Source organism: Coprococcus sp. AM97-35 (genome assembly GCF_027697525.1).
Taxonomy (GTDB): domain Bacteria; phylum Bacillota; class Clostridia; order Lachnospirales; family Lachnospiraceae; genus Allocoprococcus; species Allocoprococcus comes.
The window spans coordinates 50,590-77,387 of sequence record NZ_JAQESL010000009.1; the positions used below are offsets into that span (position 1 = coordinate 50,590).

25 protein-coding genes are annotated in these 26,798 nt (G+C 39.2%); 2 read left to right on the top strand and 23 right to left on the bottom strand.

Annotated elements, in window-relative coordinates; all coding sequences use genetic code 11:
- Positions 1 to 53 precede the first annotated feature (53 nt).
- From PG840_RS08875 to PG840_RS08945, 15 genes are all read right to left on the bottom strand, one after another.
- The gene (locus PG840_RS08875; RefSeq protein WP_117557398.1) at positions 54 to 1,412 is read right to left on the bottom strand and encodes an ATP-binding protein; all 1,359 of its coding nucleotides are present in this window, start codon (positions 1,410 to 1,412) and stop codon (positions 54 to 56) included.
- A gap of 187 nt (positions 1,413 to 1,599) precedes the next feature.
- Complete coding sequence (locus PG840_RS08880; RefSeq protein ID WP_270613527.1) at positions 1,600 to 2,328, bottom strand: GntR family transcriptional regulator; 729 nt, start codon at positions 2,326 to 2,328, stop codon at positions 1,600 to 1,602.
- A gap of 47 nt (positions 2,329 to 2,375) precedes the next feature.
- Positions 2,376 to 3,095, bottom strand: a complete 720-nt coding sequence (locus tag PG840_RS08885; protein WP_022219924.1) for a tryptophan synthase subunit alpha — start codon at positions 3,093 to 3,095, stop codon at positions 2,376 to 2,378.
- A 2-nt stretch (positions 3,096 to 3,097) separates the two neighbouring features.
- Positions 3,098 to 4,246, bottom strand: a complete 1,149-nt coding sequence (locus PG840_RS08890; protein ID WP_055247497.1) for an iron-containing alcohol dehydrogenase — start codon at positions 4,244 to 4,246, stop codon at positions 3,098 to 3,100.
- A 20-nt stretch (positions 4,247 to 4,266) separates the two neighbouring features.
- A complete protein-coding gene (locus tag PG840_RS08895) occupies positions 4,267 to 5,055 on the bottom strand; it encodes a BtpA/SgcQ family protein (RefSeq protein ID WP_022219925.1) in 789 nt (262 codons plus the stop codon).
- Positions 5,048 to 5,815, bottom strand: a complete 768-nt coding sequence (locus PG840_RS08900) for a nucleoside phosphorylase (protein WP_270205394.1) — start codon at positions 5,813 to 5,815, stop codon at positions 5,048 to 5,050. The genes PG840_RS08895 and PG840_RS08900 overlap by 8 nt, the downstream gene beginning before the upstream one ends.
- Positions 5,816 to 5,829: 14 nt before the next feature.
- Positions 5,830 to 6,768 carry a carbohydrate kinase family protein gene (locus PG840_RS08905; protein ID WP_270205395.1) on the bottom strand — a complete coding sequence of 313 codons (939 nt, stop codon included), beginning with the start codon at positions 6,766 to 6,768 and terminating at the stop codon, positions 5,830 to 5,832.
- Between the two features lie 12 nt (positions 6,769 to 6,780).
- Entirely contained in the window at positions 6,781 to 7,347 is a 567-nt protein-coding gene (locus PG840_RS08910; protein ID WP_022219927.1) for a cysteine hydrolase family protein, read from the bottom strand.
- Positions 7,348 to 7,358: 11 nt separating this feature from the next.
- Complete coding sequence (locus PG840_RS08915; RefSeq protein ID WP_008373427.1) at positions 7,359 to 8,273, bottom strand: ABC transporter permease; 915 nt, start codon at positions 8,271 to 8,273, stop codon at positions 7,359 to 7,361.
- Positions 8,273 to 9,337: an ABC transporter permease gene (locus PG840_RS08920; RefSeq protein WP_181988907.1), complete on the bottom strand. Its 1,065-nt coding sequence runs from the start codon at positions 9,335 to 9,337 to the stop codon at positions 8,273 to 8,275. The genes PG840_RS08915 and PG840_RS08920 overlap by 1 nt, the downstream gene beginning before the upstream one ends.
- Positions 9,321 to 10,880 (bottom strand): ABC transporter ATP-binding protein, encoded by a 1,560-nt coding sequence (locus PG840_RS08925; RefSeq protein ID WP_117824478.1) that lies wholly within the window; start codon positions 10,878 to 10,880, stop codon positions 9,321 to 9,323. The genes PG840_RS08920 and PG840_RS08925 overlap by 17 nt, the downstream gene beginning before the upstream one ends.
- A 27-nt stretch (positions 10,881 to 10,907) precedes the next feature.
- Complete coding sequence (locus tag PG840_RS08930) at positions 10,908 to 12,101, bottom strand: BMP family lipoprotein (protein ID WP_270205396.1); 1,194 nt, start codon at positions 12,099 to 12,101, stop codon at positions 10,908 to 10,910.
- A 261-nt stretch (positions 12,102 to 12,362) separates the two neighbouring features.
- Positions 12,363 to 13,295: an AEC family transporter gene (locus PG840_RS08935; RefSeq protein WP_195250532.1), complete on the bottom strand. Its 933-nt coding sequence runs from the start codon at positions 13,293 to 13,295 to the stop codon at positions 12,363 to 12,365.
- 187 nt (positions 13,296 to 13,482) lie between these two features.
- On the bottom strand, positions 13,483 to 14,016 hold the full coding sequence (locus tag PG840_RS08940) for a hypothetical protein (protein ID WP_270205397.1): 534 nt from the start codon (positions 14,014 to 14,016) through the stop codon (positions 13,483 to 13,485).
- 165 nt (positions 14,017 to 14,181) lie between these two features.
- Complete coding sequence (locus PG840_RS08945) at positions 14,182 to 14,592, bottom strand: peptide deformylase (protein WP_270205398.1); 411 nt, start codon at positions 14,590 to 14,592, stop codon at positions 14,182 to 14,184.
- 158 nt (positions 14,593 to 14,750) lie between these two features.
- Here PG840_RS08945 and PG840_RS08950 point away from each other — a divergent pair, with 158 nt between their 5' ends.
- Positions 14,751 to 15,311: a DUF1653 domain-containing protein gene (locus PG840_RS08950; RefSeq protein WP_270205399.1), complete on the top strand. Its 561-nt coding sequence runs from the start codon at positions 14,751 to 14,753 to the stop codon at positions 15,309 to 15,311.
- 98 nt (positions 15,312 to 15,409) lie between these two features.
- On the opposite strand, the gene PG840_RS08955 is transcribed toward PG840_RS08950, so the two are convergent.
- The 5 genes from PG840_RS08955 to PG840_RS08975 are packed head-to-tail and all read right to left on the bottom strand — an operon-like array spanning position 15,410 to position 19,783.
- Entirely contained in the window at positions 15,410 to 16,309 is a 900-nt protein-coding gene (locus PG840_RS08955; protein ID WP_195488899.1) for a dihydrodipicolinate synthase family protein, read from the bottom strand.
- Between the two features lie 50 nt (positions 16,310 to 16,359).
- The gene (locus tag PG840_RS08960; protein WP_270613528.1) at positions 16,360 to 17,247 is read right to left on the bottom strand and encodes a fumarylacetoacetate hydrolase family protein; all 888 of its coding nucleotides are present in this window, start codon (positions 17,245 to 17,247) and stop codon (positions 16,360 to 16,362) included.
- A 17-nt stretch (positions 17,248 to 17,264) separates the two neighbouring features.
- Entirely contained in the window at positions 17,265 to 18,437 is a 1,173-nt protein-coding gene (locus PG840_RS08965) for a UxaA family hydrolase (RefSeq protein ID WP_330412027.1), read from the bottom strand.
- A gap of 35 nt (positions 18,438 to 18,472) precedes the next feature.
- Positions 18,473 to 18,763: a UxaA family hydrolase gene (locus PG840_RS08970; protein ID WP_242999954.1), complete on the bottom strand. Its 291-nt coding sequence runs from the start codon at positions 18,761 to 18,763 to the stop codon at positions 18,473 to 18,475.
- A 48-nt stretch (positions 18,764 to 18,811) separates the two neighbouring features.
- A complete protein-coding gene (locus PG840_RS08975; RefSeq protein WP_117834595.1) occupies positions 18,812 to 19,783 on the bottom strand; it encodes a 2-keto-3-deoxygluconate permease in 972 nt (323 codons plus the stop codon).
- Between the two features lie 281 nt (positions 19,784 to 20,064).
- On the opposite strand from PG840_RS08975, the gene PG840_RS08980 reads away from it, so the two are divergent.
- Positions 20,065 to 20,838 carry an IclR family transcriptional regulator gene (locus PG840_RS08980; RefSeq protein WP_117557356.1) on the top strand — a complete coding sequence of 258 codons (774 nt, stop codon included), beginning with the start codon at positions 20,065 to 20,067 and terminating at the stop codon, positions 20,836 to 20,838.
- A 50-nt stretch (positions 20,839 to 20,888) separates the two neighbouring features.
- Here PG840_RS08980 and PG840_RS08985 read toward each other — a convergent pair whose 3' ends face one another.
- The 3 genes from PG840_RS08985 to PG840_RS08995 form a co-directional block, all read right to left on the bottom strand.
- Complete coding sequence (locus PG840_RS08985) at positions 20,889 to 22,286, bottom strand: alanine/glycine:cation symporter family protein (protein WP_173825261.1); 1,398 nt, start codon at positions 22,284 to 22,286, stop codon at positions 20,889 to 20,891.
- Positions 22,287 to 22,430: 144 nt separating this feature from the next.
- Positions 22,431 to 24,362, bottom strand: coding sequence for a diguanylate cyclase domain-containing protein (locus PG840_RS08990; protein WP_270613529.1), 1,932 nt, complete (start codon positions 24,360 to 24,362; stop codon positions 22,431 to 22,433).
- 222 nt (positions 24,363 to 24,584) lie between these two features.
- Positions 24,585 to 26,708: a CocE/NonD family hydrolase gene (locus PG840_RS08995; protein WP_270613530.1), complete on the bottom strand. Its 2,124-nt coding sequence runs from the start codon at positions 26,706 to 26,708 to the stop codon at positions 24,585 to 24,587.
- Positions 26,709 to 26,798: the final 90 nt, after the last annotated feature.

The following is a 26,798-nucleotide window of genomic DNA, read 5'->3' on the forward strand; positions in this document are numbered from 1 at the left end:
AAAAATAAGCAGATGTAAAAAATACCCTTTTTGCATCAAAGAGCACTCTCTTTTTATAACAATCCCGACAAATCCACTTCATATTTATATTCTTTTGGTTCTTTATTCACCTGGTAAAACATTGCCAGATACCACGGAAGATATTCCATTCCTTCTTCTTCCTCTACATTTCCGGAACAGAATATGATTTTTCTTCCAAACTCCCAGTTTTCTACTGCCGACACTTTTGATAATGCAAAATGTTTTTTGTAATCTTTTCCGGATTTTATTTCCAGCAAATCTACTTCCATTCCGTTTTGAATCACAAAATCTAATTCTCCATATTTTTTCGATTCAAAATAATTCAAACTAAAACCGTTGCTTTTAATAATCTGTGCAAATACATTTTCCAAAATGCTTCCCATGTTCACTTCCATATTACCATTCAACAGCGCAAATTGAATATTTTCCATACATGCTGCACACAGAAGCCCTGTATCTCCCATAAATAGTTTAAACAGATTTCTTTTTTCATTCAGACGCAATGGCGGCTGAGGTTCTTCAATATTGTAAGAAGGAAGTGCAACTCCTGCATCACTCAGCCATAAAAATGCATTTTCATAACGGTTCATCCTTCCTTTATCATCTATTTTATTTAAAATAAATCTCCGATTTTTGCTGTTAAGCTGTGCCGGAATACTGTCAAAAATTGCCCTGATTTTAATTTTGTCTGACCCTTCTGCATATTTTCCAATATCCAGACGATACAATTCTAAAATCTCTCTCTGAAGTGCAACGACTTTTCCTATATCATGCGTATTCACATAAATCTGGACAACTGCAGGCATTCCTCCGACAACAATATACGTGTAAAATAATTTCAACATAGTCTGATGAACCACTTCCGGGACCTCACTGTGTTCAGAATAACATGTTTTCAATAATTCAATTGTAGAGTCCTGAACTCCATTTGCTCTTATATATTCCTCAAAATCCATCGGATACATATAGCAGATTTCTTCATAGCCAACTGCATAAGATGGTACTTCTTTGTATCGTACTCCTAAAAGCGATCCTGATTCAATATAATCAAATCTTCCATCCTCAACCAGAAACTTAATTGCACATCTGGCATTTGGACATTCCTGAATCTCATCTAAAAAAATCAAAGTTTTTCCAGGTACAAATTCCTGCATTTTAAACGCAGTCAGATTCGTAATGATTGTATCTGCATCCAAATTACCATCAAATATTTTCCCCGCCTCTTTATCTAAGATAAAATTAACTTCAACATAATGCTCATAATTTTTCTTTGCAAATTCTCTTATAATGGTAGTTTTCCCTATCTGTCTGGCTCCAATAATGCACAGTGCTTTTTTATCTGATGTCCGCTTCCACTCATCTAATTTTCTGTATATCTTTCTTTCCAGCATGCTTTTGCACCTCCATTATTAGTATTGTAACATTTTTCCATCTATATTCACACCTGTTTGCCACTTTTTTCTTTGTTTTTTGTATTAGATTTGTAACATTTTTCCAAAAATTGAAAAGTCGCCAACATTTCTGCTGACGACTTTTCGAAGAGCTCGATGTGCTCAATTTTACTATTTCCCTGATTTTTTATCTCACCTGATCAATATAAAATTTAAATTTATCTGTTCGATAATAGCATTTAAAATTCTCGATCGGAATTTCTCTTCCATTCACAATACCATATGTAATACAACGGAACAGAATAATAGGTATCCCTTCCTCGATATCCAGATACTCAGCAATTTCGTCCTGCGCACCAATCGCTTCAATCGTTCTTCTGGCCTTCGTTATCTTAACACCATAAACTTCTGTTATAATCCGATAAAGAGATTCCTCTTTCAAATCATACTTTGATAATCCCGGAAAAATCTTCTCTGGCACAAAAGTCAGTGTATAGTTTAAAGGTTCCTTATCTGCATATAAGATTCTTCCTATCATATAAACATTATCACTGCTTGTAATCTCAAGTGCTTTTGCTCTCTTTACATTTGCATTGACCAACTCTGAAACAACAACTTTTTTACTTGGTATCATCCCCAGTTTTAATACATCCTCTGTACAACTCGTAATTGAAAAAAGATTGTTACTTCCTTCATCCGTCTTTACATAGGTTCCTTTTCCCTGGACTTTGTACAAATATCCTTCTGTGACCAATTCATCAATCGCTTTCCGGATCGTAATTCTGCTGACCTGATAAGTCTCCATCAATTCTCTTTCGCTCGGAATCGGCTCCTTTGAATCGTAAACTTCATTATCAATATTCTCTACGATTGCCTTCTTCACAAGATAATATTTAGGTAACTTTTCGTCGAACATCTCCTTCACCCCATCTCACCTTTTTTGATCACAGAATATTCCAAGTGTTAACACATAGCTTTAAATTCCCTGATCTTTTCTTTCATTGCAGGAATATTTTCATGAAGTTTTAGAATTGTACTGCCAACGAACGCTGCATCCCCGCCTGCCTCTCTTACTAGTCTTACATCTTCTGGTGCATGAACGCCTACCCCACAATAAATAGGTCTTTCAATTCCACAGCTTCTTAAATACTCTACACAATCTTTTAATGTAGGATATTCCTCATTTTTTTGCTGTGTATCATACGGCTTCGCCTGTAAATATACAAATCCATTTGATTGTTTTGCCATTTCCACTTCTTCTTTCGGTAAATGGAACTGTACATAACAAGATACCTGAAGCCCCGCTGCAATTATCTTATTTTTAATAATATCATCTTTTAAGCCAACAAGCAAAATATCTTTTAAATTATTTGTCAGGCAGAACTCAATAAATCTGTCTACACCAATCTCTTCAACTGTATTTTCATATGCCAGAACCAGAATCTTCACATCTGGAAGTCTCTTCTGAATGGCAACAATTGAATCCATATATTTTTCATAATCATCGCAAGCCTCCAGTGCTTTTTTCATTCTTCCTGCAATATAATCACTCTCCAGGTATGGATTTCTGGATGGAAAATCCACTTCCATCATTCTGCATCCTGCATCTGCATATTCTACTGCCATATTATAACTTGCTTCAATTGTAGGATATCCATTTGATAAATAACAAATAATCTCCATTTTTATTCTCCTCTGTACACCTTGATAAATAATTCTTTAAATTCGTCAATTTCCGGAATAACCGGATTTGTTTTTGTGCATCCATCAGCTTTTGCAAGCGGAGCCATCTCATCCAGTTTTGCCATATATTTTTCTTCATCCGGAATGATCTCTTTAAAGCATTTTGGAATATTTAACTTTTCATTTAACGCTTCTACTGCTTCATGAAGATTTTCTGCTCCGATTCTCTTTGCAAATTTTGCATAAACTTCTTTCGCAGTTTCATTCTGCTCATTATATCTGATGATGTACGGCAAAATAATGGCGTCTGCCAGACCATGTGATACATGGAAAATACCACCGATTGTATGCGCCATAGAATGTACAATTCCAAGCGATACATTGGTAAATGCAATTCCAGCTACCATAGATGCCTGTACCATAGTCTCTCTTGCTTTTATATCATTGCCATTCTCATATGCAGTCGGTAAAGTTTCCATAATATCCTGGGCTGCCTGGCTTGCAAGAATATCTGACAGATAATTTGCACGGTTTGAAGCAAGTGCTTCCAGTGCATGGGTAAGCGCATCCATTCCTGTCTCTGCGGTAATCTTAGCCGGCATAGACATTGTTACTTCCGGATCACAGATTGCGATATCCGGCATCATTTCCATATTTCCAACACCATGCTTTAATCCTTTTTCATTATCTGAAATTACGATAGAACGTGAAACTTCACTTGCTGTTCCACTTGTTGAAGGAATACAACACATTCTTGCTTTACCACGTAATTTTGGAAATTCATTCGGCGGAAGAATATCTTCCATCTGAGTCAGTTCCGGATGTTCATAAAAGATCCACATTGCTTTTGCAGCATCCATTGCTGATCCACCGCCAAGTCCGACAATCAGATCTGGTTCAAATTCCAGCATTTCATTTCTTCCTCTGAGTACAGTTTCAAAAGACGGATCTGGTTCTACGCCTCTGATAACCATTGTTTCAGCACCGGTTTCTTTAAAATATCCTTCTACCTTTGCCAGCATTCCACTCTTTTCCATGCTATGTCCGCCAATAACAATACTGACTTTTTTTGCTTTAATTGTCTTAATATATGCAAGACTTCCTTCTCCAAACATCAATTCTGATCCTGCAAGTTTCATTGGTCGCATCATTTTTATCTTCCTGCCTTTCTCTATTTCAATCCGTCTAATACTTTCTTAACCAGTTCATAAGAGATTGGATTTGTTAAAATTCCTCCCTCTTTCAAGCTGGAACCGATAATCGCACCATCTGCTGTCTGAAGCTGATCATGAATATTTTCTGCATTTACACCACTTCCTGCAAACACCGGAAGATTTACAACATTTTTCACTCTCTTAATCAGATCCAGTGGTGTCTCTTCTCCAACCTGTGTACCTGTAACAATAATTCCGTCTGCTCCGTTTGATGCAGCATCTTTTGCTGACTGCTCAATCGTAATATGTTCTCTTAACATATGCGCATGTTTTACCTGCACATCGGCAAGAATTTTAACATTTTCCTGTCCCATCATCTTGCGATATTCCATACATTTCTTTGCACATGGCTGAATAATTCCATCTGTAAACAATACTGTATCCACAAATACTGGAACTCTGATAAAGGATGCTCCTACCATTGCAGCAATCGCAATATCTGCTTCACAGTCATTAAACGCTGCGTCAAGTCCTACTGGAATCTGAACTGCCTGTTTCACAGCATATGCTGCAGCTGTAAGCGCCGCTACCTGTGCTTTATTTAAAAAAGCGGAAAAAGGTGTATCCCCCATATTTTCTACAATAACAGCATCTACCCCTGCTTTTTCAAGCGTAACTGCATCCTGAACTGCACGATCAATAATTCGCTGATAATCTCCATCAAATCCTGCTGTCGTCGGAAGAGGAAGACAATGTACCATTCCGATTACTGTCTGTGAATTTAAGGTAAGTATTTCTTTACTCATTTTTACCATCCTCTCTTTTTATATGATAATTATAAATTCCTTCCAATGCTGTTCTGCAAAGCAGATCCTCTGCATCCACCCGATCCTGTCCTTTTAAAGTTTTCTTCAAATTTTCAAGCACTGTAACAACTGTTAAAATACAGGTCTTAACTCCCATCAAACGTCCCAGCGTCAAAATACAGGAGGATTCCATGTCAATTCCTGTTACTCCAAGTTTCTTAACCTCTTCAAATGTCTTTGACATATCCCGTCCACATTCCAGAGAAAACTTGGAATCATGCATGCAACTGTAGAAACCATCCATCGTACAGTTCAATCCATTCAGATAACGTTTTCCCATCTGCTGAACTGTTTCATTCATCACATTAACAAGCTCAACATCTGCGACTGCAGGATAACTCAAATCTACATAACTCTGACTGGTTCCTTCTCGCCTCATTGCGGCAATCGGAATCATAAAATGTCCCAGCATATCATCCTGCATAGACATTACTGTCCCCATTCTTACAGCGACCTGCATTCCAGACTCATACATCTCTTCCATCGCAATCGCTGCGGACGGTGCCCCGATTCCCGTCGACGTTACTGTAATCTCTACTCCTTTATAGGTTCCTGTATATGTATTGAACTCTCTCATGAATGCAACTTTTTTGGGGTTATCCAAATACTTTTTTACAACTTCTACTCTCCATGGATCTCCCGAAAAAAGTACATATTTCGCAACCGTTTCTTCGCTTGCTCCCATATATAATGTACTCATCTGCATTTCCCCTTTCAGCGTAATGTTTCAAATTTCTGTAATAATTCCTGTTCTGTTGGCGCATTTGTACAGCACCCTTCTGCCTGTAAAACAAAGTAAGATAATACACTTCCAAGCCTACAGCAGTCTGCCGGAGAATATCCATGTAAATATCCATAAACAAATCCTGCCATGTAAGCATCTCCCGATCCAGTTGCATCTATTACCTGTTCCACTTGACAAATTCCAATCTCTTCTTTCCGTATTTTTCCGTCTTCCCGCACATAACAAATGCTTCCGTCTTTTCCCAGAGTTGTCACAATAATATCTGCTTTTCCAATTTTAAACAGCTCTGTAATCGTATTTAGTCCGAAAAGCTTTTCAATAATTTCACATTCTACTTCATTTGTGAAAATGATTTTGCTTTCTGTTAACAACTGTTTCAAAAATGGTTCTGGAAATGCATCAAAATCATCTTTCATTCCAAAAACTACCGGTACATGATGCTTTTTACATTTTGCAAAAAACTCTTCATTGTCTGGTCTTGATGCAACGGTTATCACTCCCAGCTTTGCCGTTTCAAACAAGCTGTCTTTCATTTTCTGTGCATATCTTCCATCCATTGCTCCAGGATAAAATATGGTAATATGATCGTTATTATTATCCTGTAACAAATAACATACACTAGTTGCTTCCTCTGCTATTTGTGTAATCCCATCCTGTGGTACATTTCCTTCTTCCAGAAACTTTTTAAAACCATTACTTTCATAATCTCCGCCTACTCTTAAAACTGGCATTGCCTTCATTCCAAGCCGGCAAAGTGCATAGGCAATATTTACAGAACAGCCTCCGTAAAAAATTTTTGAATTGGATTTATTTGTAACCAGTGATGTAAATCCCACTTTGGCAGGTGTTGCTATTTTTATAATGTGATCCATACTTACATAGCCGCTTGTCAAAACATCTACTTTCATTATCCGTGCCTCCTACAACTGTCCCTCTTCCAGCATCTTGCTGAATGTATTCATATCGATGACTTTTCCCAGATACTTATCAATATCTGTCAGATGAACTTCATTAACTGTTTCTGAATTCGTTGCCACACATTCCCGGATAACATATGGGTTGTAATTCAGATAAAATGCATCTGTCACCGTTGCCCGAATGCAGCAGTTTGTTTTCGTTCCAACAACGACTACATTTTCCACTTCATTTTCCCGCAATACCAGATCCAGGTCTGTGCCGAAGAATCCACTGTACCTTCTCTTTCGGATGACATAATCTTTCTTTTCATCAACTTCCAACATTGGATCAATTTCAATTCCAAAAGTCCCTTCTATACAATTTGGTCTCATGGACTGTGCTTTTTTATCTACTTTATCTTTTCTGTTACAGTGCTGTAAAAAAACAATCAGCAGTTCATGTTTCCGGCTTTCATCCAGAACCTTTTTAATCCGTGGAAGAATCTTTTGATTCTCAGGATAAAATACCAGACCTTCCGGATCCGTAAAATCGCGAACCATGTCCACAATAATCAATGCTGTCTTTGCCATTTTCCTCCCCCTTAGTCGAACTTGTATCCTCTTACCTTAACATCCTTAAATTTCATAAATGAAACAACTGCAAGCACCGCTACCATGATGATATATGGAATTGTATCAAACATTCCTGCTGCCGGTCCTGCATATACACTTAAATTGACTGCAAGTGATCTTGCAACACCGAATAAGATTGCATAGAGTGAAGACTGTACCGGTTTCCCCTGTCCACAATAAATTGCTGCAATTGCGATAAAGCCTCGTCCTGCTGTCATATCACTTGTAAACATTGCCATTCTCTCCATTGATAAATTGATTCCGGCTAATGCACAGCAAAATGCTCCAATCAGAACAGCAATATATTTGTATTTCTGTGTTTTCAGTCCAAGACTGATCGCTGAATCTTCATTTTCACCAACAACTCTGACATAGATTCCAAATTTTGTTTTGTACATCAGAATAGCTGCTGCCGCAATTCCAATAAATGCCAGATATGTAATGACCGGATGACCACTTACGATTCCACCAATCAGCGGAATACTCTTGATGCCCGGTATATTGATCTTAAAATCTGCAACTCCTACATCTTGAAGACTGATATTAGCAAGCTCCATAACTTTCAGTACAAATTTTGCAATCGCTGGAACAATCAAGTTAATTCCAAGACCGATAACAATAACATTACCATTACAAGTAATTCCTAAGAATGAAAATACAAGTCCCCACAATAAAGTCGTTACGATTGCGGCAATCACTGCCAGAGCCACACTTCCTGTCAGATACTCGACTAACACTGAAATAAATGCTCCATTCAGCATCATTCCTTCCAGTGCGATATTCAATACATTTGCTTTATATGCAAATATTCCACCGATCACGCATAGAATAATAGGAGCACTATGGTATACTGTGTCATACAAAATACTATTTAATAATTCCATTATGCATCCTCCTTTTTCGCCTTTTTAAAACGACCAAATACGCTTGTTTTATCACCAATAAACTTAACTGCCAGGAACAGAATGATCATTCCCTGAATAATTGCAACGATTTCTTTCGGAACTGCAGTATACATATTGATGCTGTCACTACCGGTTTTTAATGCAGCATAAAAGATTGCCGCGATCAAAATTCCAATTGGCGAATGTCCACCGAGCAGAGCAATCAACATACCATCCCATCCAAGGCCAGGATTTGCAGAAAATGTCAGCGTATATTTAAACTGATCACTTAACATCCATCCTGCTCCTGCTATACCGGAAAGTGCGCCACTGATCAGCATCATGATAATGATTTTCTTGCCGACATTCATACCTGTTGCTTCTGCGAATTCCGGATTTTTTCCGATTGCTGTAATTTCATATCCCAGTTTTGATTTTTTCATAACAAAATACATAATCACCAGAATAATCATTGCAATTACAAAAAACATAGTCATTCTTGATGCTCCGAATCTTTTGAACATTACATCCTCTTTAATCGTTGGTGTAGCCACATACCCTGCACTCTTATCTTTGAATACACCGGTGGTTAAAAATTCCAAAGTCTTTGAAACTGCATAGTTTAACATCAAAGTTACAACCATCTCATTTACATTACATTTTGCTTTCAAAATTGCCGGAATCAATGCAAATAACATTCCACAAATAATTGCAACTAAAAAGCAAATCAGTTTACTTATAAATGGATTGGAAATGTTAAGATATGCTCCAGTGATTCCTGCAAAGAATCCTCCCAAAAGCATTTGTCCTTCTACACCCATGTTGTACAGATTAGCTTTGAATGTAATTGCAATCGCAAGTCCTGTCAAAATAAGCGGCGATGCATAATGCAGCGTATTCATAAAGCCTTTTTCTGTCAAAAGTGATTTCCTGATCAATACCCCGTAAGTTTCCAGTGGACTTTCTCCGATCGCTGCAATAACAATTGCTCCAAATGCAAATGCAAGAATTACCGGAAGTACAGAATTGACGATTCCTTTTATAATACTATCTTTCTTTTTCATGATCCTGTTCCTCCTTTCCAATTCCAGCCATCAAAAGTCCCATGGCAGCCATAGACACTTCTTTCGGTGATACTTCACCTGAAATCTTACCTTTATACATAACAATTACCCGATCAGATAAACTCATAATTTCTGACAGCTCACTTGAAATAAGGATAACAGTATTTCCTGCATCCCTGAATTTCAGAATCTGTTTATGTATGAATTCAATAGATCCGATATCAACGCCTCGCGTTGGCTGGCAGGCAATCAGAAGTTTGGGATTTGCAGAAAGCTCTCTTGCAATGATAACTTTCTGTGCATTTCCTCCTGACAAATTGCCTATATTGCCATTCACATCACCAAGACGGATATCAAATTCTTTAATATATTTATCTCTTTTGGCATTGATTATTTTCTTATTAAAAAGTCCGTGTTTACAAACATCTTTTTCTCCGTGATATCCTGCTATACAGTTATCGGAAACCGTCATTTCCCGGCACAATCCCTGTGCATATCTGTCCTCAGGAATAATTCCAATTCCTGCTTTTCTTAATTTTTCCGGCCACCAGTTTGTAATATCTTTACCGTCAAAAAATACTGTTCCTCTCGTCGATTCCATCAAACCAGTCATAAGCTTTACAAGCTCTGACTGTCCGTTTCCTTCAACACCGGCTATTCCAAGGATCTCACCTTTATGCACTTCAAATGACATATCTGATACAACTTCTTTTCCATAGTCATTCACAGTCGTAAGATTTTCTGCTTTGTACATAATCTCTGATTCAACTTGTTGTTTTCGTTCATTATTTACAGTAAGAACAACATCTCTTCCGACCATCATCTGTGCCAGTTCTCGTTCACTTGTGTCCTTCTTTAATACATTTCCAACAACTTTTCCCTGTTTTATTACAGTAATACTGTCTGCCAGTTCCATTACTTCCCTTAATTTGTGTGTAATAACAATGATTGTTTTTCCTTGCTCTTTTAGATTTTTGAGCGTTGCAATCAATTCATCAACTTCCTGTGGTGTAAGTACGGCTGTCGGCTCATCCAGAATCAATATGTCTACATTTCTGTATAACATCTTCAGAATTTCTACTCTCTGACGTCCACCGACAGATATATCTTCAATCTTATCTGTTGCATTTAATTCCAGATGATTTTCCTGAATCAGTTTCTCAACTCTTTTAATTTCCTCTTTCTGATCGATAAACGGAGTTTTCATTCCGCCTTTTTTCTGTGTAATTTCCGCACCCAACAGTATATTTTCATATACGGTAAGAGACGGCACCAGCTTAAAATGCTGGTGCACCATCCCTATCCCGTTTGCAATCGCATCAACCGGGCTGTTCAGTGTAACTTCTTTCCCCCGGATCAGGATTTTTCCGCTTGTTGGCTGCAGCAATCCGTAGAGCATATTCATCATTGTAGATTTTCCTGCACCGTTTTCACCTACAATACATTTAATCTCCTGTTCTTTTACATCCAGATTAATATGATCATTTGCGACAAAATCGTTAAACTTTTTGGTCAGATCAACCGTCTGTATCATGCTGTTCATATTGCTGCTTCCTTTCTGTCAAAACAACTATTTTACTGTAACATTCGGGCATTTAGAAGCATCGAATTCTTCTCCACTCTGCGCATCCGTTACTACAATTGTTCCATCTGAAATCTTGTCTTCTATATCTTTGATTTCAGTTTTGATTTCTTCCCATTTGTCTTTTCCGCTATCCTGTATATGTTTGCTGATTTCTGAAAGATCTGTAATAGAAGCTGCGCCTGATGCTAATGAATATGTCTGTGCACGATCCATCTTATCAATCTTTCCATTTACTGCTTCTTTTACAATGTCATATACAGGTACTTCTGTATTTTTAATAACACTTGTCAGAACATATCCTGGCTGCTGATCATCTTTGTTAGCATCTACCTGAATTGCAAGCTTTCCTTCTTCTTTTGCCTTTGATGCAACACCATCACCTACAGAACCAGCTACTGAGAATACAATATTTGCTCCCTGATTATAATATGTTCCTGCTACTGTACTTCCTGTTGCAGAATCAGCAAATCCTGCATCATATTTTGCATAGTAATCATAATTTACACCCAGCTTTTCAGCTTCATAGTTGATACCTTCGATATATCCATAAGAGAATACCGTGATACCATTTGAATTAGTTCCTCCGATAAATCCTACGGATCGTCCGCCATTATCTGCAGGTGTGAAATTATAACCATCTGTACCAAATAAAGTTTCTGCATTTTCATTTACCAATGTAGTAAGTGCACCTGCTACGAAAGATGCCTGATGTACATCAAACAATACACTGATTACGTTATCATGGATTGTCTTTCCATCTTTATCCTGGTTTGGATTATCATTTACACATACAAATGTTGTATCTGGATACATCTCTGCAATTGGCTGTGCTCCACCTGTTCCCTGAATCAACGCTTCAAAATCATATTCCAGATTGAAAATTACATTGTATCCATCATCAGCCAGTGATTCCAGCGCCTGTGGTACACCTGTTGTAGGCTCGACAACCTTATATTCAATTCCAAATTCATCGGCAGCTTTTTTTGCTCCTTCCACAGCAGACTGATTATATCCATTATCATTCTGTCCGGCAGCCGAACAAATAATTGCAACCTTTACATCGCTTCCTTCCTTTTTTTCCGCTTTTTTCTCAGATTTTCCTCCACATGCTGTCAGGCTTCCTGCTACCATTGTCATTGCAAGTAAGCATCCCAATGCCTGTACTACTCTTTTTTTCATTTTTCTTCCTCCTTTGTTATGATGTCATGTCGTCATGACCAGTTCCTTTTTCTATAATATACAACCTTGCCTATGAAATGTAAATACTATTATTTATTTTTGTTGTATTTAGCAATTTTCCCTTTATTTTTTTGTGCATTTATCACAAAGTCTCTTGTATTATATTCAGCAAAAGGTTTTCTACATTTTCTACTAATAACTATTTCCTGACACAAAAAAAGAACGCCCCTGTTTCCAAGAACATTCTTTTCTCTTCTCTATTTACATCACCATCTGGAACACCAGTACCATCAACGGCATCGTCACAATCGCTCCAAGTGTAGTCAGCACACTGATCGCACTGGCATATCTGGAATCATTGTCATATACCTGACACATTTGTGTAACAGTTGAAGCAACCGGCGAAATTACCGCCATAAATACGATCAAAAGGATTTCTTCTCCTTCTTTATTCCATCCCACAAGACCACTTACCTTCAGGATAAGCAACGCAATAAGCGGAATCACGATCAGTCGCATAAACGAAATAAAATATGCTTTCTTATTCGTCAATACTTTCTTTAAATCCATTCCACCGATCAGCATCCCAATTACAAACATACTTGCCGGTCCAATCATTGCTCCGACTGAACTAAGCGTTCCTGTAATGATTTCCGGCAGACGTATTTTTGCAAAAAACAAAGTAATCGCAATGATAATCGTAATGATATTGATATTAAAGAATATTTTCTTCAGATTAAATCCTTTTTCATGACTAAGTACTTTTTTACAGTGTGTCCAGAAAAAGATAGTCTGAAGTCCCATAAATACACACGCATAAAATACCCATTTATCTCCAAGCATAAATGCCACAAGTGGTACGATCAGATTCCCTGAATTGGAATAATAAATGGACATCGTTTCTACTTCATTCAGTTTGAGAACTTTCCCGATCAGATTCACAACCGGAAGTAAAATAAAAAGGAGCAATAACGATGCGATACAGGCAAGCTCAAGTCCACTCACTTTTTCCGGTGTGTAATCCACCTGAAACGCATTCAAAATCACACACGGTACGATCAGATACAGTACCAGTGTTGACAGTACCTTACTGTCTTCATCTTTCAGCAATCCCATTTTGACTACCACATATCCCATAAAAATCATAATAAACAGTTTTGCAATCTGTTCCATCAAAAGTATACTTAGTTCCATTTTTATCCTCTTTTCCTTTTAACACAAGAGAAGCGGATTGTCCGACACAACCCGCTTCTTATTATTTCATTTCTTTTTCTGTCGGTTCATTTTTGTCTGTCAGATATTTCCATCTTTTAAACAATACCAAATCCCCTGTTTTCTGTCAAGAAATCCCTTAAGCCATAAACCTCTTTATCCTTCTATACTATACCTGTTCCAAAAGCCTTCTGCACTTCTGATTCATCGCCCCCAGTTCCAGTACAACCGGAAACAGATCCTCTTTACTCATTCCATAGCTGATCATGCAGAGTGCCTTGTAGAAAAATTCGTTCACTTCTGCATCCATTTTCCCCATAACGACCGCCGGGTAAATAATGGCTGCCATCTCGCGGATTCCGAAAAGGATCGCGGTCTCCACGCCACGCACGTCTGCTTCATGCTTCCAGATATTGCTCACATCATATTCGGAGGTATTGCCACACGGTGCTGCACAGACTGCGCAATCCGGTGCGACGGTATTTTTCTCTTCTCTTACTTTTTCAATCATCGCTTTTAAAGCTGCTACACCAATGTTACTGTTCGTGATTGTATGCACAAGACCTTCAATGATGATCTCATCTGTATTTTCTGTCTTCGTATTATTACCACAGGATCTGACAAGACCGATCAGGGCACCGGTCAGTTCATCCTGGAGTGCTAAAATCTCCTGTCCCTGCAAAATCGTCGCTGTATTACTCATATTTTCATTCCTCATACCTTCTTTTTTTGTATGGATAAGTATACGGTTTCTGGATTTTCATTTCTGTTGTAATAACAACATTATTCCGATTTATCTGTTCCAATCAGGACTTTCTTTCCATAAAACGCGAAACCATAATGCCAGACCTTTGATTTTGGGATACCATCAAATAATAATCCCATTCAGATGATCGCACTCATGCTGAATAATCTGCGCCGTCCATCCGCTGTATTTCTGTCTCTGCCGTTTAAAATTGATATCTTCATATTCTACTTCGATTTCCTGATAGCGCACACATTTTCTTACACCATCCAGAGACAGGCATCCTTCTTCTGTCTCATACTTTCCGTTTCTCTTTACAATCTTCGGATTGAACATCGCAACATTCATAAATCCCATATTGACTGCAATGATTGCTTTATTTACCCCGATCATATTTGCAGCCATTCCCACACAGCCATCCTCATGTGCTTTTAGGGTATCCAGTAAATCTATCGCAGTCTGCCGGTCTCCTTTCGTTGCTTTTTCTGCCCTCTGGCGCAGAAAAAAGAGATCTCTCATAATCGGTTTTACCATTTTACTTCTCCCCTTTCCGTAGTACTTTCCAGTATACACGATTTACACTATTATGGATACTTTCTTTCTATATTTTGATATGATAAAATAATTCCATACAATTCGCGGGAAAACTTTCCCTATCACCAATTTTCAAACCAAACAGGAGTGTACTATCTATGGATAAAATCAAAATCATAAAAAAGAACGATGAATATTCTTCCGAATATCAGATTGGAGATACTTTTGAAATTGAAGGCACCTGGTACGGTGGTGTCCATATTATCGGAAAGACCGGCGCACCGGTTTCTCTTGATAAAGATGAATATATTTATCTGGATGCCAATCCGGAAAATAAAGCAGCTTCTACGTCTGTAATTTCCCACCCGGAATCGTCTGCCTCAACACAAACCAGTACGGTTATCCCAGAAGCACAGTCTGCTCTTACGCTTTCTGCCGACACCAGAAAAAATGACACAGAACCTCTCCGTGAAATCCATGTCGGAGATATTGTGCGCCATTTCAAAAGAGAATGGGTATCAGAAGAGAGCACCAAATACCTCTACAAGGTACTGGCTTTTGCTGAACATACCGAAACAGGTGAAAAGCTGGTTGTATACCAGGCCATGTATGCACCATTCAAAATCTGTGCAAGACCATATGATATGTTTATGAGCGAAGTCGATCACCAGAAATATCCAGGTGTCAGACAGCACTGGCGTTTTGAAGTAAATGAATAAATCATGATTAAATAAAAATGGAGAATCTCTCCCAGTCCCCGGCTGATACCGGAGCGGATGATTCTCCATTTCAGAATGTCTGCTTTGTTTGTTTCTTCTTATTTCAGGTTCTGATACTCCTCAATCACCTTATCCATCAAGCTTTCTGCTTTTTTATACACTTCTTCATCCATCTGATTGTATGGGAAAATTGCACGATCCGAAACTTCTACTCCTCTATGTTGCATTAGTTTTTTGAACAAGAGCGAGAAATTTGAATCCATGTCATAGAGTGGCATCAGTTCATGTGTCAGTGCTGATAACTTCATAACTCTGTCAAAATCTTTTTCCTTTGTTGATTTTACAAGATCACTCCAGATTTCAGGCACAATATTAGAAAGCGCTCCTATGCATCCTACTCCTCCGGATGTAAGATTATAAAGGAACTGATCGTCAAATCCTGAGAACATCTCAAACTCATGTCCTTCTACAGCCAACATCAGTTCATTTGTATGATTTGGTTCTGACACGGAGTCCTTTAAACCTTTAATATTAGCATTATTTTCCACCAGCTTTTTCAAGGTTTCCGGAGCGATGGAATGTCCACTTCTTGCCGGGAAATTATAGATATAAAGATTTCCTTTTATTGACTTTGCAAGCGTATCATAATATACAAAAATCTTTTCCTGATCCAGTGCATAATAACATGGTCCGATAACCATTGCTCCTTCATAGCCCATTTCATTCACTTCATTTGACAACGCCACCGTATCTTCAAAATTAAGGCTTCCGGTTCCAGCATAAAGCTTTGTGCGCCCTGCAGTATAATCTGCATAGAATTTGAAGAAATCATGTTTCTCCTGTTTCGTAAGTCCTGTAAATTCACCGGACGATCCCAACACAAGAATTCCATCAACGCCTCCTTCAATCAGGAAATCAATTACCTTTTTATTCCCTTCATAATCCGGTTTTTCATTTTCATCAAAAACTGTAACAACTGGTGTAACGATTTTACACATATTTTCTACCTCTCTTCCTATCTTTATCCTAATTCACTTTCTTGTAAAAATCAGACAATATAATTCGTCAGCTGACCAATCCTGTCTATTTCACATGTAACTTTATCACCTTTCTTTAGAAACCTTGGTGGCGTAAATCCCATTCCAACACCTGCTGGTGTACCGGTTGCAATAATGTCACCAGCCTCCAGAGTAATTCCTTTGGACAATTCTGCAATCAGCCCCGGAATTTTTTTAATCAGATATTTTGTATTTGAATTCTGTCTGAGTTCACCATTCACATAACTCTTAATATCCAGTTCTAACGGCATCGGAAGCTCTGTACGATCTACGATCACAGGTCCCATGATCGTATAATTATCCAGACTTTTTCCCATCAGCCACTGTCCATGTCTGGTCTGAAGATCTCTTGAAGAAAGATCATTAAATACGGAATATCCAAATACATATTCTTCTGCTCTTTCTTCCGTGATTCCTTTTCCTTCTTTTCCTATAATGACCGCTAATTCTGTTTCATAATCCACTTTTTCATCGATATCAAATCGTCCCTGGATCTCTTCATTTGCCCCAAGAATACGGTTTGTTCTTTTTGCAAAATACACGGTACCGGATACTTCATCCGACACAGCTCCTGCCAGATGTTCCTTTGTCTCTTCCAGATGATCTGTGTAATTGACTCCGACACAGAGGATATCGTGAACCGTATGTTCAATCGGTGTCAACATCTCCTGCTCTTCCATTCTATGTACCGATCCATCTGCAGCACAGATCATCTGTGCTGCTTTTTGCGGATCACCATTTACCATATGAATAAAATCTATCAACGTTTTCCCTTTTAATTCCGGGAATAATTCATCCAGAAAAAACACGGTTTCTTCCTTTTCGAAAGCTGCTAGATGAATTTCTCCATTTTTATCTTTTACTCTGGTATAGCGCAATTTTTTCACCTCATTTTTTACATATAGTTACAAACTCTCGCAATTGCCATTTCTGTATATCCAAGAGCTTCTGCTTTTGTCAGCTTGCCATCCGCAACTTCCTTGATTTCTTTCATCAGCTCATCACCAAGTTCTGTCATCGTCTTGGTTCCGTAAATATACGGGCTTGCATCAATATCAATATTATCGGACATATTTGCAAAAGTAACTTTATTACCGGTGATCTTAATTACCGGTGCAAGCGGATTTCCTGTCGGTGTACCACGTCCGGTAGAAAATACGACAATCTGACATCCACCGGCTACCATTGCCGCTACTGATGATGGGTCATTTCCCGGAGTATCCATAATAACAAGTCCCTGTTTTGATTCTACCTGTTTTGCATAATCATATACTGCTGTTACTTCTGAATGACCACCTTTATGGATACATCCCAATGATTTTTCTTCCAATGTTGTAAGTCCTCCTTCTTTGTTTCCAGGAGAAGGATTTCCTTCACGGATATCATGTCCTACCAACTTAATCGCATGCTCATAGTCATGAACGATCTGGTAAATTCTGTCACTGATTTCTTTTGTCTTTCCACGTCGTGCCAGAATATGTTCTGCGCCAATAAATTCTGTTGTCTCAGAAAGAATCGAAGTACCTCCAAGTTCTACCATACGGTCACTCATCTCTCCGATCAGGACATTTGCTGCAAGTCCTGAAGTCGGATCCGAACCTCCACATTCTGTTCCGATGATCAGCTCAGAAAAATCAAATTCTTCTTTCTGCAGAAGAGAAGCTTCCTGTGCCATCTCTTTTGCTGCACGGACAGCTTTTTCTACTGTAGAAATCGTTCCTCCGTTTTCCTGGATAATGAAATGGCGGATTGGTTTATTCGTTCTCTCTTTAATTGCATCTAACACAAGATCCATCTGACAGTTTTCACATCCAAGTGATACAACAACCGTTCCATATACGTTCGGGTTTGCTGCATATCCTGCCATTACATCCATCGTGAACTGCTGATCTGACGGAACTTGGGAACATCCATTCTGGTTATTGAATGTAACTGCAGATTCTACCTGGGACGCGATAATTCTTGTTGTATCTGATGCACAGACACTTGCCGGTAAAATTAAAATTTTATTTCTGATTCCAACTCTTCCATCTGGTCTTCTATATCCCCAAAAAGTCATTTTTTCCATTTTAAACTTCCTCCTGTCTTCTTATATTCCGTATTTTAAAGATTTTCTCTGTGATTCTGAACATTATGTACATGTACATGCTCTCCGACATGGATATCACAGGCAGCAAGACCAATATGTTCCCCATATTTTACTACTTCTGTTCCTTTTGGCATTTCTTTGATCGCTACTTTATGGTACATTGGTACATCTGTTATAGCTTTAATCTTCTGTACATCTCCATTTCTATCTCTCCAGATCACTTCATCTCCTGCATTGATCTTTTCAATTGCTACAACGACGGTATCTTTTTCATCAATAATTGCTGCATTAACTGTTACTGCCATTTTGCTCATCTCCTGTTTTCATTTTTTAATATGTGATATTTACAAATACTACTTTGTTGCTGCTTTCTTATCCTCAAGTGGGAACTTCGGACATCCGTATTTATGTGCCCACCAGTTTGTAACAATTGGGACAATAATCGCTGTGATAACTACGGATGCTGCTACCTGAGCAGTTGCCTGTGGTACATATGCTTCCAGACTCTTATCTGCCAGTCCTACAACTGCCGGTACAGCTACTGCATTTCCTGCTGTTGTCGCTACTGCCCATCCGGCATAACCCGGTCGTTTTGAAATCTTCCGATCACATAATACAATAAATGCTCCACCAATAAAAGTAGTCATAAATCCAAGCAGAACTCCTGACGGTCCTCCCTTTATAACTGCGGAAAGATCAATTCCTGCTCCAAGTGTAAGTCCTACAAAAGGAATTAAAATCGGTCCTGCCGGTGCAAGGAAATCAGAAAATGATTTATCAAGATTTCCAAGGATCATACCAACAATGATCGGTGTAATTGCTGCAAGGATTGAAAGAATCGGAATATTTGCAAGTCCTGAAGCTCCCATTGCGACCAGTGTAAAAAATGGACCATCATTCAATGAGAGTAATGCCATTGCGCCACTATCCACTTCATCACCATAAGACTGCATCAAGGAAAGATATACGGAACCATTGCTGTTTGTTACCGCACAGATAATTGCTAATGCAGATAATCCAAGAAATCCATCTGTACCGAACACTTTACCAACAACAATACCAATTACTGCTCCAGCCACAAATTTGGAAATCAAAAGGACTCCGCCCCTTTTTAACACACTTCCGAGTTCATTAAATCTTAACGTTGTTCCAAGACATACCAGCTGAATTCCCATCGCTGTTGCCGCACCTGCATTTGAAAAAGTTGCTGTTGTAAGTGAACCTACCTGAAGTATCGACGAACAGAACGTATTTAAAATTGCTCCAATCAAAAGCGGAACAATCATCATCCCAGCCGGTACTTTCTTCAAAAAGTTCATAATCATAGTTTTTTGCCTCCTCTTTACCTTTTACTTTTCACTTGTTCGTATATACGTACTTCGTATCTATTTACATACTTTATGTTCTTAAAATAGCACTCGTACACTTTATTGTCAATATATCATCAAATAAATTCATTATTTTTATCATTTTGCACAATTTTTTTAGGTAAATTTCTACATATACAACACGCAACTCTGGAATTCTATACGATTATCTGATATAATTTTTATATATTTGATTGAAATTTGAATAATTTCAATGTTAATAAAGGAGATTTAAATCAATGGCAACAACTGAACATCGCCCTACTGAGCGGGTACTTGATATACTGGAGCTTCTTTCAAACTCAGAAGATGGAATGACCCTCACTGAGCTTTCCAAAGCACTGAACGCTCCAAAAAGCAGCATTATGCCGCTTGTTCATACGATGACTGCCCGGAATTTTATTTATATGCAAAAGAATACTCTGCGCTATTTTATTGGTGTAGCAACTTATTCTGTAGGAATTACATATAATAACCGTAAGACTTCCCTACAATTCATTCAGCAGGAAATGAGTAATATCACAACACAAACCAACGAAACTTGTCAGCTTGGCATCCAGTCCCGAAACATGGTACTTTATATTGCAAAAAAAGAAGCACCTCAGCCAATCCGTCTGATGTCTTCTGTAGGAAAACAACTTCCTCTGTATTGTACTGGTCTCGGAAGAGCACTTCTGGCTTACAAATCCGAAGAAGAAATACGCAGTTTATTTCCGGAAGTTCTTACCGCATACACCCCGCATACACTTGCTACCGTCGATGATCTGATAAAAGAACTGGAGCTTACCCGACAGCGCGGATACGCATTAGAGCATGAAGAAACTAATTTAATGGTGAACTGCATTGCCGTTTCTCTGGATTACAATAACGCGCCAATCGCAGCTTTAAGTGTATCCATACCAACTTTCCGTATTTCTGGGGAAAAAGAAAAAGAAGTTGTTCAGATTTTATGGGAAGCCAAACACCGAATTGAAGCCCACTTTCAAGTGTATGGTGTTGATTTTGGAAATTAAAAAAACCTGGCAGAAAGAAAAATTCACTTTCTGCCAGGTATTTCATTTTTCTATACGCCTTTCCCTTCCCCTGCAAAATATTCTTTTACATGCTTTACCACAACTCCTGATAACAGGAATACTGCAATTAAGTTCGGGATTGCCATCAGTCCGTTAAATGTCTCTGCAATATTCCACATCAGTCCAAGATCCATCGTTGCTCCGACGATCGCAACCAGTGAATACAGCACCATAAACGGTTTGTTGATCTTCGTTCCAAATAAAAATTCAATACATCTGGTTCCATAAAGTCCCCATCCGATAATCGTTGAAAATGCAAAGCAGCACATTGCAACCGCGGTAAAGATCGATACCCAGCTCCCATATGTAGAAGTAAATCCAAGAATCGTAAGCTCCGCACCTGCTGCCTCCCCGTAACCAATCGGAACTCCGCTGCACAGGATTACCAGTGCGGTCAGTGTACAGATTACGATCGTATCTATAAATACCTCAAAGATTCCGAAGAATCCCTGTTTCACCGGTTTTTTTGTATCTGCACATGCATGTGCAATCGATCCGGTACCAAGACCTGCCTCATTAGAGAAAATTCCTCTGGACACACCTTTTTTCATACTGATAAAGAAGCTTCCGACTGCCCCTCCGGTAACAGATGTCGGTGTAAATGCACCTTCAAAAATTGAAACAAATACATGTGGTATATTTTTTAAATTCAACAGAACCACTCCGGCAGCTAACAGAACATAGATAACCGCCATGAACGGTACAAGCTTTTCCGTTACCTGTCCGATTCTCTTGATTCCACCGAGAAGGATCAGTGCAATCAACACCGCAAGCACAATTCCGATCACAAGATTGACCGTCTTTGCTGCATCCACTCCAATCACCCCGTAATTGAATAATGCGGAATCAATTGCTGTCGTAATCGTATTGACCTGTGTCGCATTTCCAGTTCCAAATACTGTCAGCACACCGAATGCAGCAAACAAATATGCAAGCCAGTGCCAGTTTTTATTCAGACCATTCTTAATATAATACATTGGCCCACCGACCAGATCCCCTTCTGCATTCTTTTCACGGAAATGTACGGCAAGTGTTACTTCTGAAAATTTAGTACACATTCCAAGAAGTGCGGAGATCCACATCCAGAAGACTGCTCCCGGTCCGCCGATTGCGATCGCTCCTGCAACTCCTGCAATATTCCCGGTTCCAACCGTCGCCGCAAGCGCGGTACAGACCGCCTGAAATGGTGTCATTGCACCATCTGTGGCATCTTTTTTCCGAAGCATGCGCCCAATCGTCACCTTCATAGCGTATGGAAATTTTCTGATCTGGATAAATCCGGTTCTGACACTGAGCAGAAGTCCTACTCCGATGATACAGATCATTGCCGGCACACCCCAGATAAAATTATTGACTACATTATTGACCGACTCAATTGTAGATAACATCCCTTATTCCCCTCCAGAATTGAAAGATTTTCCTCTTCATCTTTCATTTTCTTATTTTTGGTATATAAAATGAATATTTTATTTATTATACACAATTCGTCAGGGAAATACAACTGCTTTTTCGTAGCGGACGTTTCTTCTTTTTTATGCCTCGTAACGTATTTCTTCTTTTATTTTATCCTGGATTTCCACAAGAACTTCCATTAAAAGCGGATTGAACGCTCCGCACTCTCCGTTCAGGATCATCTTCATCGCCTGTTCATGTGAATACGCATCTTTATATACACGCTTACTCACCAGTGCATCATAAACATCTGCCACAGATACAACCTGTGCCGCAATTGGAATCTGTTCTCCGGTCAGACCATCCGGATACCCTTTACCATCATAACGTTCATGATGCCATCTGCAGATCTGGTACGCGATCTTGATCATCTTCTCATCCTTATAATGCTCCAGCTTATCCAGCATAGAAGCACCAATCAGCGTATGCTTTTTCATGGTCTCAAATTCTTCTTCAGTCAGCTTTCCAGGCTTATTCAGAATCGACTCATCAATTCCAACCTTACCGATATCATGAAACGCGGATGCTGTTGAAATCAGATAGCAGTCATCCGGCGTCAAATTATATGCATCCGTATTCTCAACAAGTCTTTCCAGAAAAAGTCTCGTCAATGTATTGATGTGGACAACATGAAGGCCGCTCTCTCCATTACGAAATTCCATAATCTGGCTTAGAACTTCTACCATCATCTGATTGTTCTTTTCCTTTTCATGCATCTGATCGGATACCATGGAAATCAGCCTTCTCTGTTTTGCATACAGCTTGATCGTATTAAATACACGCTGGTATACAACCTTGCTGTCAAAAGGTCTGCTGATGTAATCGGATACTCCAAACTTGAACGCTTTCCGGATATAGTTCTCAGATTCCTCGCTGGATATCATAATTACCGGCACATCTTCAATCCAGTGATTCCGGTTCATATACATCAGAATTTCAAAACCGTCCATAACCGGCATCACGATATCAAGCAGTACCAGTGATATCTCTTTCCCGTATTGTTCTATTAGCGAAACGCATTCCTGTCCGTTCGTTGCTTCAATGATCTCAAAATCATCTTTCAGCATCTCACAGAGAATCGCACGGTTCATCTCTGAATCATCGACAACCAGAATCCGCTGTTTAATCTGGTTATGCTTCTCGTACTGCTCTCTTTCATCTTTCTGTGTAACCACTTTATTCTTCGTAGCCTTCGCCTGATACATCAGCTTGTCCGCTCTGTTCACGGCTTCCTCAATACTGTTTCCTTCCGTCAGCACGCCACCGGCACTGATAGAAAGCCGCAAATTCAGGTATCCCGGAACATTTGCATTATAGATACGCTCCTGTATCAATTGCAGTTTCTGGCTAAAAACTTCTTCCGTAACTTCCGGCATCACAAGAAGGAATTCATCCCCGCCAAAACGGATCAGCTTATCCGTCTTACGGATATTTTTCCGGATAATATCTACAACCGTATAGAGTGCCATATCCCCTGCCTGATGTCCGTAGGTATCATTATGCAGTTTAAAATCATCTAGATCGATCAGTGCAACCCCGGCATTTTTCTTCTTGTTCTTCATCTCATCCTCATAATACCGCCGGTTGTATGCATCTGTCACTGCATCTCTGTATAACCTGTCATTGTAATGTACAAACATATCTATCAAACGCTCATGATTGATCTCTCCAATCGACCAGTCACCATCCAGGCAACGGATCAGCTCGAGCACATATGGCTTCTCATCCACTTCTATATAACGTGCTATCACTTGATAAATTCTGCCATTTACAATCTCCAGCTTTCCTTTTTCTTCTTTCGTGGTCGCTGCACGCATCACTACACAGTTATCACAGGGTGTTTCCCGTTTCCAATAATGATAGCATCTCTGCCGCTCATTGATTTTTCTCCATTCTTCATCGATATCTGATATATTTCCAATCGGGAAAAGACGGATCTCCTGAAAGATCTTCCGAAAATGTCGGATTTCTTCTTCTAATTGTTCTTTTGTCATTCGTTCTTCCGCGTTCATGTCTTTTCCTCCAGACTTCTACTACGCAGTTTCCTGTTATTTTCATTTCTAATTATTTTACAATATTTACCAAAAAATAAAAAGAATTATCCCGATATATCTTAAAATTTTTTTCTGAAGCATAGAATACATCTGCATTACTGTAAAAAAGGACCACCAAAGCCTGTTTCCAGGAATGGTGATCCTTCATGAAATACTTATATAACTATTCTTTTATGTAATTTATTTTCTCGTCATCACACGATTTTCTACCGCTTCAGTCATCGGAACTTCCGCTGTCACTGATGCATTCTCGATTTCCACAGAATAGGTTTTGTGGATCAGACAGTTGATCGGATCTTCTGTCGTGATGACCAGTGCCAGACTATGTCCAGGCTCTACCGTATATCTTGTCGCATTCAGATAAATATGGTAATCATGGTATTCACCCTTTTTCAGTTCGATACTGTTCTGTGCTGTCTCCGGTTCATATCCTGCTTCCGGATTGCACAGATCTGCAAATGCCCGTGTGATCACACGGTATTTCTTATGTACAGTAGCAAACTCCGCTTCATTCCATGCCGGAACCTCTCCTCCGCTAATAATTCCGCCTTCTTTTACCACATTGACCGGAATTGTATTTCTCTGCGGATCTACAGACTGAATGCTGTCAAATTCTTCATCGCACACGTCACAAAGAAGAAGAGTAAGCTTCACATCATCCATACGTCCTGACATTTCATGCATTCCAAGCTTCATCGTCAGAGTATCTGCATCATTACTGTTTACCGGATTGAAATCTGCTTCTGCATCTCCATCTTTTAACGCTGCTCTTAATCTTACGCAAGTTGTTCCCTGTAATGTCACTGCCTCTTTAAACGGATCCGTCACATAACGCTGTGCCATATTGCTTGATCTCACACCCATCACATCATCGAAGTTCTCTGCACTGACACCCGCTGCTTCCCAGTCTGTATCGATTACAGTTGTTCCCTGTTCTTCGCATGTAAGAGTCATCTTATATGCTGTCTCCCAGGAATCTGCTGTCTCCCATTTTCTCTGGTCATAGTTCATCTGCACCAGGATTGCCGGTCTGTTCTCTGCACCATTTTCAACTCCGTATAAATAATGAGAAATCCATTCATTGATAATATCATCATAGAATTTACCATCCACAAGGATTCCATATCGTTTCGGCATAGTTGGTGTGATATGTGCACCCTGATGAAGGATTGCTTTTACATTCTTTCCTGCCTTCTGGAAAGATTTGTACATCATCTCATACTGCTTGGTAGACACGTTCTCGTCATTCAATCCCTGTACGATGAGCGCACTGCATTTGATCTGGTCTGCATGAAGGCGATAATTTCCCATACCCCAGAATTCCGGATTATAGTCAAATCCACCCTTGATCTGCTGAAGGCTCATCTCATGATGGAACGCTCTCATGTCATCCCGCTGCTTCTCGGTTAATGTCTCATCATTGTAACGGCTGGAACAAAAATAAGCAAGGAAGCTGTTCAGCATTTCTTTCGGCCAGTACCGCTGTGCGCCCTGCATGTTCTGCTGGCTGTACCAGTCCGCGATTCCTGCGATCGGTACGATTGTCTCCAGTCCTTCTACTCCTGTTGTTGCCACTGCAAACGGCATGGTTCCGGCGTAAGATCTTCCTGTCATGGCAACCTTTCCATTGGACCAGTCCGCCTTTGTCTCAACTGTTCCTTCGCGGTCTGCATATCCGATACGGTCTCCATGCAGCCATTCTACAATTGCTTTGAAAGCGTCTCTTTCATAGTCTGAACCAACATAGTTGAATCCGTCAGATCCTTTTGAACCAAATCCTGCACTTAAAACAACTGCAAATCCACGTACAAGATAATAATCAAAGGTGTCGATATTTTCAAAAACCATAACGTTATTATTTCCTTTATCCGGATAATACCAGTCTGCCGGATCTGCTTTTAAAGAAAGATCCATTGCACTGATACATCCCTGCGGAACATGCGCATCCACTTTTTTGTCAAGATCTGCAAAATTAACCGGATGATATTCTTTTTCTGCCACTTCTTTCATATGCGGATATCCATCTTCCTGGACTCCCGCCGCATATGGACGTGCCTCATATAAAGTTGCAGCCTTATAATTCCCCTCTACTGCACTTCTTGGTACCTGGACAACAGCTTTCACAAGATCTCTTTTTCCATCTCCGTCCACATCGTAATCCGTTTCCACATAAACACAATATCTTACGATACTGGATGTTGCCGGATCATACTTTTCTCCTGTCTTTCCATCTGTAAGTGGAAATACCGGCTGTGCAAGTCCGTTCTCAAATACTGGTACTTTGCTGTAATTCTTTTCGTTCATGGTAAACCTCCCAAACATTAAATAAATACTCGGATCTAATCACATATTATTTCCCCAATATTATTGTGATTTCATTTCTCCATTTCCTAT

What these genes read in the sequence shown, in the direction of transcription:
- PG840_RS08935 (WP_195250532.1), bottom strand. Translation starts at nt 13,295, where the DNA reads ATGGAACTAAGTATACTTTTGATGGAACAGATTGCAAAACTGTTTATT.
- PG840_RS08915 (WP_008373427.1), bottom strand. Translation starts at nt 8,273, where the DNA reads ATGGAATTATTAAATAGTATTTTGTATGACACAGTATACCATAGTGCT.
- PG840_RS08970 (WP_242999954.1), bottom strand. Translation starts at nt 18,763, where the DNA reads ATGGCAGTAACAGTTAATGCAGCAATTATTGATGAAAAAGATACCGTC.
- PG840_RS08910 (WP_022219927.1), bottom strand. Translation starts at nt 7,347, where the DNA reads ATGGCAAAGACAGCATTGATTATTGTGGACATGGTTCGCGATTTTACG.
- PG840_RS08880 (WP_270613527.1), bottom strand. Translation starts at nt 2,328, where the DNA reads ATGTTCGACGAAAAGTTACCTAAATATTATCTTGTGAAGAAGGCAATC.
- PG840_RS08875 (WP_117557398.1), bottom strand. Translation starts at nt 1,412, where the DNA reads ATGCTGGAAAGAAAGATATACAGAAAATTAGATGAGTGGAAGCGGACA.
- PG840_RS08925 (WP_117824478.1), bottom strand. Translation starts at nt 10,880, where the DNA reads ATGAACAGCATGATACAGACGGTTGATCTGACCAAAAAGTTTAACGAT.
- PG840_RS08900 (WP_270205394.1), bottom strand. Translation starts at nt 5,815, where the DNA reads ATGAGTACATTATATATGGGAGCAAGCGAAGAAACGGTTGCGAAATAT.
- PG840_RS08885 (WP_022219924.1), bottom strand. Translation starts at nt 3,095, where the DNA reads ATGGAGATTATTTGTTATTTATCAAATGGATATCCTACAATTGAAGCA.
- PG840_RS08890 (WP_055247497.1), bottom strand. Translation starts at nt 4,246, where the DNA reads ATGATGCGACCAATGAAACTTGCAGGATCAGAATTGATGTTTGGAGAA.
- PG840_RS08940 (WP_270205397.1), bottom strand. Translation starts at nt 14,016, where the DNA reads ATGAGTAATACAGCGACGATTTTGCAGGGACAGGAGATTTTAGCACTC.
- PG840_RS08985 (WP_173825261.1), bottom strand. Translation starts at nt 22,286, where the DNA reads ATGTTATCTACAATTGAGTCGGTCAATAATGTAGTCAATAATTTTATC.
- PG840_RS08955 (WP_195488899.1), bottom strand. Translation starts at nt 16,309, where the DNA reads ATGTGTAAAATCGTTACACCAGTTGTTACAGTTTTTGATGAAAATGAA.
- PG840_RS08975 (WP_117834595.1), bottom strand. Translation starts at nt 19,783, where the DNA reads ATGATTATGAACTTTTTGAAGAAAGTACCGGCTGGGATGATGATTGTT.
- PG840_RS08930 (WP_270205396.1), bottom strand. Translation starts at nt 12,101, where the DNA reads ATGAAAAAAAGAGTAGTACAGGCATTGGGATGCTTACTTGCAATGACA.
- PG840_RS08980 (WP_117557356.1), top strand. Translation starts at nt 20,065, where the DNA reads ATGGCAACAACTGAACATCGCCCTACTGAGCGGGTACTTGATATACTG.
- PG840_RS08920 (WP_181988907.1), bottom strand. Translation starts at nt 9,337, where the DNA reads ATGAAAAAGAAAGATAGTATTATAAAAGGAATCGTCAATTCTGTACTT.
- PG840_RS08990 (WP_270613529.1), bottom strand. Translation starts at nt 24,362, where the DNA reads ATGAACGCGGAAGAACGAATGACAAAAGAACAATTAGAAGAAGAAATC.
- PG840_RS08950 (WP_270205399.1), top strand. Translation starts at nt 14,751, where the DNA reads ATGGATAAAATCAAAATCATAAAAAAGAACGATGAATATTCTTCCGAA.
- PG840_RS08995 (WP_270613530.1), bottom strand. Translation starts at nt 26,708, where the DNA reads ATGAACGAAAAGAATTACAGCAAAGTACCAGTATTTGAGAACGGACTT.
- PG840_RS08905 (WP_270205395.1), bottom strand. Translation starts at nt 6,768, where the DNA reads ATGAAAGTAGATGTTTTGACAAGCGGCTATGTAAGTATGGATCACATT.
- PG840_RS08895 (WP_022219925.1), bottom strand. Translation starts at nt 5,055, where the DNA reads ATGAGTAAAGAAATACTTACCTTAAATTCACAGACAGTAATCGGAATG.
- PG840_RS08965 (WP_330412027.1), bottom strand. Translation starts at nt 18,437, where the DNA reads ATGGAAAAAATGACTTTTTGGGGATATAGAAGACCAGATGGAAGAGTT.
- PG840_RS08945 (WP_270205398.1), bottom strand. Translation starts at nt 14,592, where the DNA reads ATGGTAAAACCGATTATGAGAGATCTCTTTTTTCTGCGCCAGAGGGCA.